This is a genomic window from Pseudomonas sp. BO3-4 (genome assembly GCF_034044115.1).
Classification (GTDB): domain Bacteria; phylum Pseudomonadota; class Gammaproteobacteria; order Pseudomonadales; family Pseudomonadaceae; genus Aquipseudomonas; species Aquipseudomonas alloputida.
This window is the reverse complement of the sequence record NZ_CP139018.1, coordinates 5,851,882-5,867,667: the sequence shown is the minus strand read 5'-3', so window position 1 is coordinate 5,867,667 and position 15,786 is coordinate 5,851,882. Positions and strand designations below refer to the sequence as shown.

Genomic DNA, 15,786 nt, shown 5'->3' with positions numbered 1-15,786 from the left:
GAAGGGGCTGCGCAGCAGCCGCTCAATCTCACGACCACAAAAACAATTCAAGGACGTGACATGCAACAAGCTCAAGGTCTCAAGCGCGGGCTAAGTGCCCGCCACATCCGTTTCATGGCCCTCGGCTCCGCCATCGGCACCGGCCTGTTCTACGGTTCTGCCTCGGCCATCCAGATGGCAGGCCCGGCCGTGCTGCTGGCCTACCTGATCGGCGGCGCCGCCGTGTTCATGGTCATGCGCGCCCTTGGCGAAATGGCCGTGCACAACCCGGTGGCCGGCTCCTTCGGCCACTACGCCACGACCTACCTCGGCCCAATGGCCGGTTTCATCCTTGGCTGGACCTACGCTTTCGAGATGGTCATCGTCGCCATCGCCGACGTCACCGCGTTCGGTATCTACATGGGCTTCTGGTTCCCGGAGGTAGCCCGCTGGATCTGGGTGCTGGGCATCGTTTTCCTGATCGGCGGCCTCAACCTGTGCAACGTCAAGGTATTCGGCGAAATGGAATTCTGGCTGTCGCTGCTCAAGGTCGGCGCCATCGTGGCGATGATCCTGGCCGGCCTCGGCATCATGGCCTTCGGTTTCAGCCAGGTGGGTACCGGGCATGCCGTAGGCATGAGCAACTTGTTCGACCACGGCGGCTTCATGCCTAACGGCGTGGGGGGCTTGATTGCGTCGTTTGCCGTGGTGATGTTCGCCTTCGGCGGTATCGAGATCATCGGCGTCACCGCCGGTGAGGCAAAAGACCCGCAGCGCGTCATTCCCAAAGCGATCAACGCGGTGCCACTGCGTATCCTGCTGTTCTACGTGCTCACCCTGTTCGTGCTGATGTGCCTGTACCCATGGCCGCAGATCGGTAGCCAGGGCAGCCCGTTCGTGCAGATCTTCAGCAACCTGGGCATTGGTTCTGCCGCTGCCGTGCTGAACGTCGTGGTGATTTCCGCTGCCATCTCTGCCATCAACAGCGACATCTTTGGCGCTGGCCGCATGATGTATGGCCTGGCCCAGCAAGGCCACGCCCCGCGCGGCTTCAGCAAGTTGTCGAAACATGGCGTACCGTGGATGACCGTCGTGGTGATGGGGGCTGCGCTGCTGATCGGCGTATTGCTCAACTACCTGATCCCGGAAAATGTGTTCCTGCTGATTGCCTCGATCGCCACCTTCGCCACGGTGTGGGTGTGGCTGATGATCCTGCTCACCCAGGTAGCCATGCGCCGCAGCATGAGCCGCGAGGAAGTGGCCCAGCTCAAGTTCCCGGTACCGTTCTGGCCATACGGCCCGGCCATGGCCATTGCGTTCATGGTGTTCATCTTTGGCGTGCTCGGTTACTTCCCGGACACCCAGGCGGCATTGATCGTCGGCGTGATCTGGGTGGTGTTCCTGGTGGCGTCCTACCTGCTGTGGTGCAAGCCGCGCGCAGGGCAGGGCCAGCCGGTAGCGGAGCCGGCCGAGCTGCACCGCTAGCAAAGGAGATTGTGCATGAGAACCCTCTGGCAGCATTGCCATGTTGCAACCATGGCCGATGGCCGTTACTCGGCCATCGAGGACGCGGCGATCGTCACCAGCGCCGGGCTGATCGAGTGGATAGGCCCACGCGCCGAGCTGGCACCGGTCGAAGCTGACCGCACGGTTGACCTGGGGGGTGCCTGGGTCACCCCCGGCCTGATCGACTGCCACACCCATGCGGTGTTCGGTGGCAACCGCAGCGGCGAGTTCGAGCAGCGCCTGCAGGGCGTGAGCTATGCCGAAATCGCCGCGCAGGGTGGGGGTATCGCGAGTACCGTGCGGGCTACCCGGGCGGCCAGCGAAGACGAGCTGTTCGCCAGTGCTCGCCAGCGCGTTCAGGCACTGATGCGCGATGGCGTGACCACCCTCGAGGTCAAGTCCGGCTACGGCCTGGACTTGGCCAATGAGCGCAAGATGCTGCGAGTGGCCCGGCGCCTGGCCGACGAGCTGCCGCTGACGGTGCGTGCCACGTGCCTGGCAGCGCACGCTTTGCCCCCGGAGTACGCAGGCCGGGCCGATGACTACATCGCGCACATCTGCGATGAAATGTTGCCGGCCCTGGCCGCCGAAGGCCTGGTAGATGCGGTGGATGCCTTCTGCGAACACCTCGCGTTCTCGCCGGCCCAGGTCGAGCGGCTGTTCATCAAGGCGCGCGAACTGGGCCTGCCGGTCAAGCTGCATGCCGAACAGCTGTCATCGTTGCACGGCTCAAGCCTGGCCGCGCGTTACCAGGCACTGTCGGCTGACCACCTGGAGTTCATGACAGAGGAAGACGCCGTGGCCATGGCAAACGCCGGCACGGTCGCCGTGCTGTTACCGGGTGCTTTCTACTTCCTGCGTGAAACCCAGCTGCCGCCAATGGATGCATTGCGCCGCCACGGGGTAAAGATTGCCCTGGCCAGCGACCTCAACCCCGGCACCTCGCCAGGCTTGTCGCTGCGGTTGATGCTGAACATGGGCTGCACCTGCTTCCGCATGACACCGGAAGAGGCCCTGGCAGGCGTTACGGTGCACGCCGCCACGGCGCTGGGCCTGGGTGACAGTCACGGCTCACTGCAAGTGGGCAAGGTGGCCGACTTCGTTGCCTGGCAAATCGAACGCCCCGCCGACCTGGCCTACTGGCTGGGTGGCGACCTGCCCAAGCGCGTAGTGCGCATGGGCCACGAAATCTCCAACTGAGCGAGGCACGATGGACAAGGTATTGAGTTTTCACCAAGGTCGCCTGCCGCTGCTGATCAGCATGCCGCACGCTGGCTTGCGTCTGACCGACGCCGTGCGCGACGGCCTGGTCGACCAGGCGCAAAGCTTGCCGGACACCGACTGGCACATCCCGCAGTTGTACGACTTTGCCCGTGACTTGGGTGCCAGCGTGGTAGCCGCAGAGTACTCACGCTTCGTCATCGACCTGAACCGTCCGGACGACGACAAGCCGCTGTACGCCGGCGCCACCACGGGCTTGTACCCGGCGACCTTGTTCGGCGGCGAGCCCCTCTTCAAAGACGGGCTGGCGCCGTCTGGCGAAGAGCGCAAACGCTATCTGGAGCAAATCTGGCGCCCTTATCACGCGACCATTCGTCGTGAACTGGACCGCTTGCGTGAGCAGTTTGGCTATGCGCTGCTGTGGGATGCCCATTCGATCCGTTCGCTGATCCCGCACCTGTTCGACGGCAAGTTACCGGACTTCAACCTGGGTACTTTCAACGGCGCCAGTTGCGATCCGGCACTGGCTGAGCGGCTGCAGGGTGTGTGCGCCGAGGTGCAAGGTTACAGCCACGTGCTTAATGGTCGGTTCAAAGGCGGTCACATCACCCGGCATTATGGCGACCCGGCCAACCATATCCATGCTGTGCAACTGGAGCTGGCGCAAAGCACCTATATGGAGGAAGTCGAGCCGTTTGCCTACCGGGAAGACTTGGCGCAGCCGACGCAAGCGGTCTTGAGGCAGCTACTGCAAGCGCTGCTGGCCTGGGGCGACGCGCGTTACAAGCGTTGAGTGGAGGCGGCGACGCTATCGGCGTCGCCAGGCACCGTGGGAGGCAGTTGCCGGAAATCTGCGCAAGGGTCAATTCGCGCCATTCGAACGCGTCAGCAAGGACGGTGCTGAAAGCGCAATTCAGGTTTATGATGGCCCACGGCCGAATAATCCTCACACGGAGTGCGCAATGCAGACCCTCTACCCGCAGATCAAACCCTACGCCAGGCACGATCTGGCCGTGGAAGCGCCGCATGTGCTTTATGTCGATGAAAGCGGCTCGCCGGAAGGTTTGCCCGTGGTGTTCATCCACGGAGGCCCTGGCGCTGGCTGCGACGCCCAGAGCCGCTGCTACTTTGATCCCAACCTGTACCGCATCATCACCTTCGACCAGCGCGGCTGTGGCCGCTCCACGCCCCATGCGAGCCTGGAGAACAACACCACCTGGCACCTGGTCGAAGACCTGGAGCGCATTCGCGAACACCTTGGCATAGACAAGTGGGTGCTGTTTGGTGGCTCTTGGGGCTCGACCCTGGCCCTGGCCTACGCTCAGGCTCACCCAGAACGCGTGCACGGCCTGATCCTGCGCGGCATCTTCCTGTGCCGGCCGCAGGAAATCGAGTGGTTCTACCAGGAAGGCGCCAGCCGCCTTTTCCCCGACTACTGGCAGGACTACATCGCACCGATTCCACCGGAGGAACGCGGCGATCTGGTCAGGGCCTTCCACAAACGCCTGACCGGTAACGACCAGATCGCCCAGATGCACGCCGCCAAGGCGTGGTCCACCTGGGAAGGCCGTACCGCCACCCTGCGCCCCAACCCGCTGGTGGTCGACCGCTTTTCCGAACCGCAGCGGGCGCTGTCGATCGCCCGCATCGAATGCCACTACTTCATGAACAACGCCTTCCTCGAACCGGACCAGCTGATCCGCGATCTGCCCAAAATCGCCCACCTGCCGGCGGTGATCGTGCATGGGCGCTACGATGTGATCTGCCCCTTGGACAACGCCTGGGCGTTGCACCAGGCCTGGCCGAACAGTGAGTTGAAAGTGATCCGTGACGCCGGTCACGCGGCTTCCGAGCCTGGCATCACCGATGCCTTGGTGCGTGCCGCCGACCAGATGGCCCGGCGCCTGCTCGACCTGCCCTTGGAAGAAGCATGAGGGGCCTGCTGCAGCGCGTGCGCGGTGCGCGGGTTGAAGTGGCGGGGGAGGTGATCGGCGCCATCGACCAAGGGTTGCTGGTGCTGGTCGCGGTCGAGCCTGAAGATTCCCGTGAACAGGCCGATAAGCTGTTGCACAAGCTGCTGAACTACCGTGTGTTCAGTGACGAGCAGGGCAAGATGAACCTGTCGCTCAAGGATGTCGGGGGTGGCCTCCTACTGGTGTCACAGTTCACCTTGGCGGCCGACACCCGCAACGGCATGCGCCCAAGCTTCTCGACCGCAGCGCCACCGGCCCTCGGCGCCGAGTTGTTCGACTATCTTTTGCAACAGGCAAAAGCTCAGCACGCCGACGTGGCCAGCGGCCGTTTCGGCGCGGATATGCAGGTGCACCTGGTCAATGATGGCCCCGTAACATTTATGTTACAAATATGACGTCAAAAAACCCTTTGTTCACAGGAAAACAAGGGGTTTTGTACGATAAATAGTTGCTCCAGCCTGATGCGTTGTCACGCAACCTGCTGGATAATCGCGCGCTGCATGGACCTGCGTTCGTAGGTCCGTTTCACTCTGACTCGAGCATTGTCTGGATCCGTTTGGGGAATCATTACGCCCTCGCGGGGTCCGAACAGTGCTCGCCAACCCGGCATTTGTCGCTGGCCGTTGGTTTCATGATCTGTTTTCGGCGAGGGTTGCTCGTGATTGTTAGTCCCCAAAAAGCATCAAGAATCCCCAGCGTCGGGCTACGCAAGGCGCTGATGGCCAGTGTGGCTCTGGTCGGCCTGATGAGCGCGGGCCAGCTGTGGGCATTCAATCTTGACGATGTTGCTGCCAAGGCAAAGGATCTGGCCGGCCAGAAGTACGACGCGCCCAAAAGCAACCTGCCGGCCGTGTTCCGCGACATGAAGTTCGCGGACTACCAGAAAATCCGTTTCCTGCAGGAAAAGGCCGAGTGGGCCAAGGACAAGACCCCGTTCAAACTGTCGTTCTATCATCAGGGCATGCACTTCGACACCCCGGTGAAAATCAACGAGGTCACCGCCACCAAGGTCGAGGAAATCAAGTACGACCCGGACCGCTTCGAGTTCGGTGACGTGCCGCACGACCCGGAAACCACGAAAAACCTCGGTTATGCCGGTTTCCGCGTGCTGTACCCGATCAACAAGGCCGACAAGCAGGACGAGATCATGACCCTGCTTGGCGCCAGCTATTTCCGCGTAGTCGGCAAGGGCCACGTGTACGGCCTGTCTGCCCGTGGCCTGGCCATCGACACCGCCCTGCCGTCGGGCGAAGAATTCCCGCGCTTCACCGAGTTCTGGGTTGAAAAGCCCAAGCCAGCCGACAAGCACCTGGTGATCTACGCGCTGCTGGATTCGCCGCGCTCTACCGGCGCCTACAAGCTGACCTTGCGTCCAGGCAACGACACCGTGGTCGACGTGCAGTCCCGCGTGTTCCTGCGTGACCATGTCAGCCGCCTGGGCATTGCGCCGCTGACCAGCATGTACCTGTTCGGCCCCAACCAGCCGTCCAAGGTGCTCAACTACCGCCCGGCACTGCATGACTCCGAAGGCCTGTCGATCCATGCCGGCAACGGCGAGTGGCTGTGGCGCCCGCTGAACAACCCGAAACACCTGGCTGTAAGTAACTTCAGCGTCGAGAACCCGCGTGGTTTCGGCCTGATGCAGCGTCAGCGTGCTTTCAGCGACTACGAAGACCTCGACGACAACTACCAGAAGCGCCCAAGCGCCTGGATCGAGCCGAAGGGTGACTGGGGCAAGGGTAGCGTCGACCTGGTCGAAATCCCGACCGCCGATGAGACCAACGACAATATCGTGGCCTTCTGGAGCCCGGAGAAACTGCCGGAGCCAGGTAAACCGTTCGAGTACGCCTACCGCCTGCACTGGACCATCGACGAGCCGAAGTTCCAGGCCCCTGACCTGGGCTCGGTCAAGCAGACCCTGCGTTCCACGGGTGATGTCAAGCAGTCCAACCTGATCCGCCAGCCAGATGGCAGCGTGGCATTCCTGGTCGACTTCGCCGGCCCGGCGCTTGCCGCCCTGCCGGAAGACACCGCCGTGCGCAGCCAGATCAGCGTGGGCGACAACGCCGAGGTGGTCGAGAACAATCTGCGCTATAACCCTGAGACCAAGGGCTGGCGCCTGACCCTGCGCCTGAAGGTCAAGGAAGCCAACAAGTCGACCGAAATGCGCGCCGCACTGGTGCGTGATGTACCGGTCGAGCCCGCCAAGCCTGCCCAGGACGCCAAGCAGGACAAGGCCGCAGCCAAGCATGCCAAGGCCGAGAAAGCCGTCAAGGCTGAGCAATCTGCCAAGGCCGAACAACCTGCCGCCGATGCGGCGCCCACCAACGGGGCCCCGGCCACCACCGAGAAGGTGCTGACCGAGACCTGGAGCTATCAGTTGCCTGCCGATGAGTAACTCAAGCGCAAGGCCGGAATCGCTTGGCGAGTACCTGGCCCACCTACCCCTGAGCGACGAGCAGCGGGCTGAACTTGCCAGCTGCACCTCGTTCAGTGAGCTACACCAACGCTTGGCGGCCAACCCGGCCGCCAGCTCTGCCGAGGCCGTGCAGGCCTCGGTGGGCCCGCGCCTGACCGTGGGCAGCGCCGCCGAGCTGGAAGATGCTGAAATGCTCGGCGTCGACGGCAGCGGTCGCCTGTGCCTGAAGATCGCCCCACCGATCAAGCGCACCAAGGTCGTGCCCGAGCCATGGCGCACCAATGTGCTGATCCGCATGTGGCGACGCATGACCGGCCGCCCCAACGCCCCGCAGCCGCCCAAGCGCGAGCTGCCGCCGGCCCGCTGGCGCACGGTTGGCTCGATCCGCCGTTACATCCTGCTGGCGCTGATGATCGGCCAGACCATCGTCGCTGGCTGGTACATGAAAGGCATCCTGCCGTACCAGGGCTGGTCGTTCGTGGACTTTGACGAAATCGTCAACCAGCCGCTGTGGGACACGGTGGTGCAGGTGTGGCCGTATGCCCTGCAAACCTCCATCCTGATCCTCTTCGGCATCCTGTTCTGCTGGGTGTCGGCGGGCTTCTGGACCGCGCTGATGGGCTTCCTCGAGCTGCTCACCGGGCGCGACAAATACAAGATTTCCGGTAGCAGCGCAGGCAACGAGCCGATCGCACCCGAGGCGCGTACCGCGCTGGTGATGCCGATTTGCAACGAAGACGTGCCGCGGGTGTTCGCCGGCCTGCGCGCAACGTTCGAGTCGGTGGCTGCCAGCGGCAACCTCGACCGGTTCGACTTCTTTGTGCTCAGCGACACCAACGACACCGACATTGCCGTGGCCGAGCAACAGGCCTGGCTAGATGTGTGCCGCGAAACCAAAGGCTTTGGCCGCATCTTCTACCGCCGCCGTCGGCGCCGTGTGAAGCGCAAGAGCGGCAACCTCGACGACTTCTGCCGTCGCTGGGGTGGCGAGTACAAGTACATGGTCGTGCTCGACGCCGACAGCGTCATGAGTGGCGAGTGCCTGAGCAGCCTGGTGCGCCTGATGGAGGCCAACCCGGACGCCGGCATCATCCAGACTGGGCCGAAAGCCTCGGGCATGGATACCCTGTATGCACGCATGCAACAGTTCGCTACCCGCGTGTACGGCCCACTGTTCACTGCCGGTCTGCACTTCTGGCAGTTGGGTGAGTCGCACTACTGGGGCCACAACGCGATCATCCGCATGAAGCCGTTCATCGAGCACTGCGCCCTGGCGCCGTTGCCGGGCAAGGGCGCGTTCGCCGGTGCCATCCTTTCCCACGACTTCGTCGAAGCCGCGCTGATGCGCCGTGCCGGCTGGGGTGTGTGGATTGCCTACGACTTGCCGGGCAGCTACGAAGAACTGCCGCCAAACCTGCTCGACGAGCTCAAGCGCGACCGCCGCTGGTGCCACGGCAACCTGATGAACTTCCGCCTGTTCCTGGTCAAGGGTATGCACCCGGTTCACCGTGCGGTGTTTCTCACCGGGGTGATGTCTTACCTGTCGGCGCCGCTGTGGTTCCTGTTCCTGGTGCTGTCGACCGCGCTGCTGGCGACCAACACGCTGATGGAGCCGCAGTATTTCATCGAGCCGTACCAGCTTTACCCGCTGTGGCCGCAGTGGCACCCGGAGAAGGCTGTGGCGCTGTTCTCCACCACCATTGTGCTGCTGTTCCTGCCCAAGCTGCTTAGCGTCATCCTGATCTGGGCCAAGGGCGCCGTCGAGTACGGTGGACGCGTCAAGGTCACCTTGTCGATGCTGATGGAGATGCTGTTCTCCATGTTGCTGGCACCGGTACGCATGATCTTCCACACCCGCTTCGTGCTGGCCGCGTTCCTCGGCTGGGCTGCGACCTGGAACTCGCCGCAGCGTGACGACGACTCCACGCCGTGGGGCGAAGCCGTGCGCCGGCATGGCCCGCAGACGCTGCTGGGCGTTGCCTGGGCCGCACTGGTGGCGTGGTTGAACCCGAGCTTCCTGTGGTGGCTGGCGCCTATCGTCGGTTCGCTGGTGCTGTCGATCCCTGTATCGGTGATTTCCAGCCGCACCCGCCTGGGCCTGGCGGCCAAGGACGAGAAGCTGTTCCTCATCCCAGAGGAATACGCCACCCCACAAGAGCTGTTGGCTACCGACCAGTACACCCACGAAAACCGTTGGCATGCCTTGCATGATGGTTTCGTGCGGGCCGTGGTCGACCCGCGGCAGAACGCCCTGGCCTGCGCCATGGCCACTGCCCGCCATGGCCAGGCGGCACCGATCGAAGCGTTGCGTGCCGAGCGCGTTGCCAAGGCAATTGAAGTCGGGCCAAAAGGCCTGGACCTCAATACTCGCCTGGCCCTGCTCAGCGACCCGGTGGCACTGAGCCGCCTGCACGAGCAGGTGTGGGCCGAGCACAATGCGGCCTGGATCGATGTGTGGCGTGCGTCGATCAACAATGACCCGCATTCGCCGCTGTTGCCGTTGCACCCGGAAAACGCAGGCCAACCGGCACTCGTCGGCGCTTGATCGGGCCTGTTCGCGGCGGTTCGGCGCCCCGGTGGACCCGCTCCTACGGGGCGCCTGATAGGGCCTCTTCGCGGGTGAACCCGCTCCTACGGGGCGCCTGACAGGGCCTCTTCGCGGGTGAACCCGGTCCTACAGGGCGCCTGATCGGGCCTCTTCGCGGGTGAACGCGCTCCTACAGGGCGCCTGATCGGGCCTCTTCGCGGGTGAACGCGCTCCTACCAGGGATACACATTCCCTTGTAGGCGCGGGTTCACCCGCGAAGCTTTTTGGCCTAGCCCCCTCATTTTGGCCAACAAAGTCCCCCCGCGGCTCTAGGTCCTCGGGCCGCCATGCGTTAGCATCCTTCTCCGATACGACGCTTCGGCCAGTACGGCCGTGCCAACACAATAAGATTCGCTACTTTTCTTGCTAGGGGACTTGGTGATGATCAAGAAATACCTTTCGCGACTGCTGGTCGGTGTGACCGCCCTGGTCGCCGTGACCGCGGCCCAGGCGGGCGCCATCGATGACGCGGTCAAGCGCGGCACCTTGCGGGTGGGCATGGACCCAACCTACATGCCGTTCCAGATGACCAACAAACGTGGCGAGATCATCGGCTTCGAAGTCGATATCCTCAAAGCCATGGCCAAGTCCATGGGCGTGAAGTTCGAGGCAGTGTCCACCGCCTATGACGGCATCATCCCGGCCTTGCTGACCGACAAGTTCGACATGATCGGCAGCGGCATGACCCTGACCCAGGAGCGCAACCTGCGCCTGAACTTCAGCGAACCCTTCATCGTGGTTGGCCAGACCCTGCTGATCCGCAAGGAGCTGGCTGGCGAGATCAAGTCGTACAAGGACCTGAACAACGAGAAGTACCGCCTGACCTCCAAGCTTGGCACCACCGGCGAAATGGTGTCCAAGAAGCTGATCAGCAAAGCCAAGTACCACGGTTACGACAACGAGCAGGAAGCGGTGATGGACGTGGTCAATGGCAAGGCCGACGCCTTTGTCTATGACGCGCCTTACAACGTGGTGGCGGTAGAGAAAGCCGGCGCCGGCAAGCTGCTGTTCCTCGAAGAACCCTTCACCTACGAGCCGCTGGCCTTCGGCCTGAAGAAAGGCGACTACGACAGCATCAACTTCATCAACAACTTCCTGCACCAGATCAAGCACGACGGGACCTACGATCGTATTCACGATAAGTGGTTCAAGAACAAGGACTGGCTGAAGGAAATGGAATAAGGCTCAGGCCACAAGCCCGGCTTTATGACCCCGACGCGCAGGCAAACCCTGCGCGTTCGCATTTACGGAAGTACCCCACGTGATCAAACACAAGAAAGCCCAGTGGCCTTGGCATGGGTTGACTGCCCTGGTCCTGGTAGGCCTGGCGCTCAGCCTTTACATGGCCACCTCGATGATTTCCTACGAGTGGCGCTGGAACCGCGTACCGCAGTACTTCGCCTACAAGGCCGAGGAAACACAACGCGCTACCGGCTACGGCACTGTGCAGGAAGTCGTCATCTCCGGTGACAACGCTCGCGTCACGCTGAAGGACGAAAGTGGTGCCGAGCAAGTGCTCGATGTGGCCAAGGACAGCCTGCAACTGAGCCGCGGCGACGATGTTGCCGAAGGCGACCAGATTGGGGTAACCCGCCATTGGGCCGCTGGCCCGCTGGCATGGGGCCTGTGGACCACCTTGTGGATCTCGGTGGTGTCCGGGGCGCTGGGCCTGGTGATCGGCCTGTTCGCCGGATTGTGCCGGTTGTCGAACAACCCGACCCTGCGCGACCTGTCGACCGTCTATGTCGAACTGGTGCGCGGCACGCCGCTGCTGGTGCAGATCTTCATCTTCTACTTCTTCATCGGCACCGTGCTCAACCTGTCCCGCGAGTTTGCCGGGGTAGCGGCGCTGGCATTGTTTACTGGTGCTTACGTGGCCGAAATCGTCCGTGCTGGCGTGCAGTCGATCGCCAAGGGCCAGAACGAGGCTGCGCGGTCGCTGGGCCTGAACGCTGGCCAGTCGATGCGTCATGTGATCTTGCCGCAGGCGTTCAAGCGCGTGCTTCCGCCCCTGGCCGGCCAGTTCATCAGCCTGGTCAAGGACACCTCGCTGGTCTCGGTGATCGCCATCACCGAACTGACCAAGAGTGGCCGTGAGGCCATCACCACCTCGTTCTCTACCTTCGAGATCTGGTTCTGCGTGGCAGGCCTGTACCTGCTGATCAACCTGCCGCTGTCGCACATTGCCAGCCGGCTCGAGCGGAGGCTTGCGCAAAGTGATTGAAGTCCGTGATTTGCTGAAAGTCTTCGACACCCGTGGCCAGGTGGTAAGGGCTGTGGATAACGTCACCACTCAGGTCGCCAAGGGCGAAGTGGTGGTCGTGCTCGGCCCGTCGGGGTCGGGCAAATCGACGTTCCTGCGCTGCCTCAACGGCCTGGAGCATTTCGACCAAGGCCATGTGGCCATCGATGGCCTGCAACTGGCCGACCCCAAGACCGACATCAATGCCTACCGCCGCGAAGTCGGCATGGTGTTCCAGCACTTCAACCTGTTCCCGCACATGACTGTGCTGGAAAACCTGTGCCTGGCGCAGAAGGTGGTGCGCAAGCGCAACAAGGCTGACCGCGAGGCCAAGGCCCGGGCGCTGCTGGAAAAGGTCGGTATCGCGCAGAAGGCCAACGAATTCCCGTCCCGGCTTTCTGGCGGCCAGCAGCAGCGGGTCGCGATTGCCCGGGCCCTGGCGATGGACCCGAAAGTGATGCTGTTCGACGAGCCTACCTCGGCGCTTGACCCGGAAATGGTCGGTGAGGTGCTGGACGTGATGAAGACCCTGGCCCAGGAAGGCATGACCATGGTTTGCGTCACCCACGAAATGGGCTTCGCCCGCGAAGTGGCTGACCGCGTGCTGTTCTTCGACCACGGCAAACTGCTGGAAGATTCGGCCCCGGCCGCGTTCTTCGCTGCGCCGAAAGACCCGCGTGCGCAGGCATTCCTGCGCCAGGTGCTGTAACCGCGCTGGCTTCTTCGCGGGCAAGCTCGCTCCTGCATGTCCACCACTGCCTTGATGGGGGTGATGTACCTGTGTGAGCGGGCTTGCCCGCGAAGAGGGCGAGGCGAAGTCAGAGGCTGAACCGCCCCACCATCCCCCGCAATTGCTGCCCCAGATGCTCCAGTTCTCCACTCGAGGCTGCCGTCTGCTCACTGGCCGCGCTGGTCTGATCCGAAACATCCCGCACATTGATCACACTTCGGTTGATCTGCTCGGCCACCACGCTTTGCTCTTCACTGGCGGTGGCGATCTGTTGGTTCATGCCCTGAATGCTCGACACCGTGTCGGTGATCTGGCTCAGTGCGTGCCCGGCCCTGCGGCTCAGCTCCACACTCTGTTCGGTCAGGCTCTTGCTGCTGTCCAGCAAGCGGGTCACTTCGTCGGTACCGTTGTGCAGGCTGTCGATCAGTTGGCCGATCTCTTCGGTCGCCGTCGACGTGCGCTGTGCCAGGCCACGCACCTCATCGGCCACCACGGCAAAGCCACGCCCGGCTTCACCGGCCCGTGCCGCTTCGATCGCTGCGTTCAGCGCCAGCAGGTTGGTCTGTTCGGACACCGACTTGATCACATCGAGAATGCTGCCAATCCGCTGGCTCTCGCCTGCCAGGTGCTGCATGGCCGCCAGGCAATGGTCCATCTGCCCGGCCAGCTGTTCGATACGGCCGATGGCTTCGGCGACTACCTGGTCACCCACCTGTGCCTGCTGGTCAGCGCTGGTCGCGGCCAGGGAGGCTTGCTCGGCGTTCTGTGCCACTTCCTGCACGGTGGCGCTCATCTGGTTCATGGCAGTGGCCACCTGGTCAGTTTCCTCGCGCTGCTGATTGATGCGCAGCTTGGTGTCTTCGCTACTGGCCGCCAACTGCGTCGCGGCCTGTGACAGCTGGCCGACACCCTGATCAATGCCACCGATCAGCTCGCGCAGGCTCAAGGTCATCTCGCGCATGCTGGTTTGCAGCTGGCCCATTTCGTCGCGACGTTGCACGGTGTCGACCTGGCTCAGGTCACCCTTGGCGATGCGGGCAGCCACGGCCAGTGTCTGGCGCAACGGCTGGGTGATCTGCAAGGTGATCAGCCAAGCGGCCAGCGCCCCTACCACCATGGCCAGCAGCGCCACACTGGTCAGCAGCGACCGGGCGGCCAAGGCCTCTCTGTCGCGTTGTTCGACCTTGCGTTTGCCCAGTTCGAGGCTCAACGTTCGCAGCTCGTTGCCCATGTTTTCCATGTTGTTCTGCAACTGCTCCACACGTACGGCGGCGCGGCGGTACTGATCCAGGCTGGTGCGGTACTTGCTCAGCTCGACACCCGGTTGCTCAGTGATGGCGCGTGGCAAGCCCAACGGCGCAAGGCCTTCAAGCAGTTGCGCAAGGCTATTGTCGGCGGCATCCAGGGCGTTATCACCGACTTTGGCAAAATCCTCGACCGGGGCGAAGGTGTAGGCGGGAACCAGGCTTTGCTGGTTGGCACCTTCGACATGCCGGCTGAGGGTATCCATCAGGCCCAGCACACCACTTTGCTGACTGTTGTCAGGCATTTTCAGCAAGGCCTGGGTCTGCAGTTGGTCAATCGCCTCGCTGAGTGCATGCTCCTGTGACTGCAGGGCTTCGCGCAGGGCTACACGGCTGGCGACGCTGCGCTGCAGTTCGCTGAAGGTGTCGCGCAGGCTCTGCAACAATGCCATTTTTTCTGTCAGCAACTGCCGTGACTCATCGACGTTGCTGCGTTGTTGCAGGGTGGTCAGCATGCTGTTGAGCTGGTCGAGGATATTGCTGATGCGTGCTCTGCTGGCATCGTCGTTGAGCACGCGGTAGGTGATGCGTTCCGCGCGCAGGTCTTTTGTCAGGTCGTTGATCAGGCCTATTTCGCTGAGTTGCTGTGAGCGCACGATGGCACCATCCAGGGCACGCCAGCCGCTGATGGTGGTGGCCAGGGTGAGCAGCAGGACCACGGCGAAGCCGAGGGCCAGCTTGGCGGCGACACTGATGTTGCCGAGCTTGCGGTTGAGGGAGCCAAGCATGGGGAATCTCCGAGCGAGTGAGAGAAAGGATGCAGGCGCATGGCCGGCATCACATCTCTGCCCATCGGCAGCGGAGCTGTAGGACTTGACCTGATAATCAGGTAGGAAAGTTCGCCGCGAACAGTAGGATATATTTCGTCCTGTGCCGTCCTCTTCGCGGGTAAACCCGCTCCTACGACGGTCTGTGCGTGTGTGTAGGAGCGGGTTTACCCGCGAATACGTTGGCGGCGGCAACGGTGAACGGCGGGTGGAGATCGGCCAGCCGGCTTGGCCCATTGGCGGGTTTACCCGCGAAGAGGCCCGACCGGGCGACCGCTGGTTCAGATCACAGCCGGAACCGCCCAACCAGCCCTTGCAAATGGGTACCCAACCGCGCCAGTTCCACGCTGGAGCTGGCCGTCTCCTCACTCGCCGCCGAGGTCTGGTCGGAAATATCACGCACATTCATCACGCTGCGGTTGATTTCTTCGGCCACCGCCGTCTGCTCCTCGGCCGCTGTGGCAATCTGCTGGTTCATTGCCTGGATCGACGACACCGTGCGGGTGATGGTTTCCAGCGAGCTGCCGGCGCGGCGGGTCAGCTCGACGCTGCTGTCGGTCAGTTGGCGGCTGTTGTCCATCACGCTGGCCACCCGTTGGGTGCCGCTTTGCAGGCCGGCAATCAACTCTTCGATCTCTTCAGTCGACTGCTGTGTGCGTTGGGCCAAGCTGCGCACTTCGTCGGCAACCACGGCAAAGCCACGCCCGGCCTCTCCGGCGCGGGCGGCTTCGATTGCCGCGTTGAGGGCCAGCAGGTTGGTTTGCTGGGCCACCGATTTGATTACGTCGAGTACGCTGCCGATCTTGTCGCTCTCGGTCTTGAGCAGGTTCATCGCTTCGCTGGAGTTGATCACTTCGCTTGCCAGGCGCTCGATCTGTGCCACTGCCTCGCCCACCACGCGATCGCCCTCGCGGGCCTGCTGGTCGGCCATCAAGGCGGCTTCCGAAGCCTGCTCGGCATTGCGTGCCACTTCGTGCACGGTGGCAGTCATCTGGTTCATCGCGGTCGCCACCTGGTCGGTTTCGACCTTTTGGTTGTTGACCCCGGCGCTGGTCTGC

General features: G+C 62.9%; 12 protein-coding genes and 1 pseudogene. 10 read left to right on the top strand and 3 right to left on the bottom strand.

The window, feature by feature from the left end; genetic code table 11:
• Positions 1-60 precede the first annotated feature (60 nt).
• The 10 genes from REH59_RS26825 to REH59_RS26780 all read left to right on the top strand — a co-directional run bounded on the left by REH59_RS26825 (position 61) and on the right by REH59_RS26780 (position 12,636).
• Positions 61-1,464 (top strand): amino acid permease, encoded by a 1,404-nt coding sequence (locus REH59_RS26825; protein ID WP_003249253.1) that lies wholly within the window; start codon positions 61-63, stop codon positions 1,462-1,464.
• A 15-nt stretch (positions 1,465-1,479) separates the two neighbouring features.
• On the top strand, positions 1,480-2,685 hold the full coding sequence (gene hutI / locus REH59_RS26820) for an imidazolonepropionase (protein ID WP_014860367.1): 1,206 nt from the start codon (positions 1,480-1,482) through the stop codon (positions 2,683-2,685).
• 10 nt (positions 2,686-2,695) lie between these two features.
• Positions 2,696-3,499, top strand: coding sequence for an N-formylglutamate deformylase (hutG, locus tag REH59_RS26815; protein WP_003249258.1), 804 nt, complete (start codon positions 2,696-2,698; stop codon positions 3,497-3,499).
• Between the two features lie 169 nt (positions 3,500-3,668).
• Positions 3,669-4,640 carry a prolyl aminopeptidase gene (gene pip, locus REH59_RS26810; protein ID WP_003249260.1) on the top strand — a complete coding sequence of 324 codons (972 nt, stop codon included), beginning with the start codon at positions 3,669-3,671 and terminating at the stop codon, positions 4,638-4,640.
• Positions 4,637-5,074, top strand: coding sequence for a D-aminoacyl-tRNA deacylase (gene dtd / locus REH59_RS26805; RefSeq protein WP_320450372.1), 438 nt, complete (start codon positions 4,637-4,639; stop codon positions 5,072-5,074). The genes pip and dtd overlap by 4 nt, the downstream gene beginning before the upstream one ends.
• A 263-nt stretch (positions 5,075-5,337) precedes the next feature.
• The gene (locus REH59_RS26800; RefSeq protein ID WP_003249263.1) at positions 5,338-7,077 is read left to right on the top strand and encodes a glucan biosynthesis protein G; all 1,740 of its coding nucleotides are present in this window, start codon (positions 5,338-5,340) and stop codon (positions 7,075-7,077) included.
• On the top strand, positions 7,070-9,643 hold the full coding sequence (mdoH, locus tag REH59_RS26795; protein ID WP_012053925.1) for a glucans biosynthesis glucosyltransferase MdoH: 2,574 nt from the start codon (positions 7,070-7,072) through the stop codon (positions 9,641-9,643). The genes REH59_RS26800 and mdoH overlap by 8 nt, the downstream gene beginning before the upstream one ends.
• A gap of 426 nt (positions 9,644-10,069) precedes the next feature.
• Positions 10,070-10,867 (top strand): transporter substrate-binding domain-containing protein, encoded by a 798-nt coding sequence (locus tag REH59_RS26790; protein ID WP_029380729.1) that lies wholly within the window; start codon positions 10,070-10,072, stop codon positions 10,865-10,867.
• Positions 10,868-10,946: 79 nt separating this feature from the next.
• A complete protein-coding gene (locus tag REH59_RS26785; RefSeq protein ID WP_014860363.1) occupies positions 10,947-11,909 on the top strand; it encodes an amino acid ABC transporter permease in 963 nt (320 codons plus the stop codon).
• Entirely contained in the window at positions 11,902-12,636 is a 735-nt protein-coding gene (locus REH59_RS26780) for an amino acid ABC transporter ATP-binding protein (protein WP_003249271.1), read from the top strand. The genes REH59_RS26785 and REH59_RS26780 overlap by 8 nt, the downstream gene beginning before the upstream one ends.
• A 109-nt stretch (positions 12,637-12,745) precedes the next feature.
• Here REH59_RS26780 and REH59_RS28935 read toward each other — a convergent pair whose 3' ends face one another.
• From REH59_RS28935 to REH59_RS28925, 3 genes and pseudogenes are all read right to left on the bottom strand, one after another.
• Positions 12,746-13,450: a methyl-accepting chemotaxis protein gene (locus tag REH59_RS28935; RefSeq protein ID WP_370588338.1), complete on the bottom strand. Its 705-nt coding sequence runs from the start codon at positions 13,448-13,450 to the stop codon at positions 12,746-12,748.
• Between the two features lie 198 nt (positions 13,451-13,648).
• Positions 13,649-14,689: pseudogene (locus REH59_RS28930) on the bottom strand (methyl-accepting chemotaxis protein); the annotation flags it as partial.
• A 325-nt stretch (positions 14,690-15,014) separates the two neighbouring features.
• Positions 15,015-15,719 carry a methyl-accepting chemotaxis protein gene (locus tag REH59_RS28925; RefSeq protein WP_416236978.1) on the bottom strand — a complete coding sequence of 235 codons (705 nt, stop codon included), beginning with the start codon at positions 15,717-15,719 and terminating at the stop codon, positions 15,015-15,017.
• Between the last annotated feature and the right edge of the window lie 67 nt (positions 15,720-15,786).

Excerpts from the sequence above, each read along its gene's own strand:
- REH59_RS26825 (WP_003249253.1), top strand. The coding sequence starts at position 61 with ATGCAACAAGCTCAAGGTCTCAAGCGCGGGCTAAGTGCCCGCCACATC.
- hutI (WP_014860367.1), top strand. The coding sequence starts at position 1,480 with ATGAGAACCCTCTGGCAGCATTGCCATGTTGCAACCATGGCCGATGGC.
- hutG (WP_003249258.1), top strand. The coding sequence starts at position 2,696 with ATGGACAAGGTATTGAGTTTTCACCAAGGTCGCCTGCCGCTGCTGATC.
- pip (WP_003249260.1), top strand. The coding sequence starts at position 3,669 with ATGCAGACCCTCTACCCGCAGATCAAACCCTACGCCAGGCACGATCTG.
- dtd (WP_320450372.1), top strand. The coding sequence starts at position 4,637 with ATGAGGGGCCTGCTGCAGCGCGTGCGCGGTGCGCGGGTTGAAGTGGCG.
- mdoH (WP_012053925.1), top strand. The coding sequence starts at position 7,070 with ATGAGTAACTCAAGCGCAAGGCCGGAATCGCTTGGCGAGTACCTGGCC.
- REH59_RS28935 (WP_370588338.1), bottom strand. The coding sequence starts at position 13,450 with ATGAGCGCCACCGTGCAGGAAGTGGCACAGAACGCCGAGCAAGCCTCC.
- REH59_RS28925 (WP_416236978.1), bottom strand. The coding sequence starts at position 15,719 with ATGACTGCCACCGTGCACGAAGTGGCACGCAATGCCGAGCAGGCTTCG.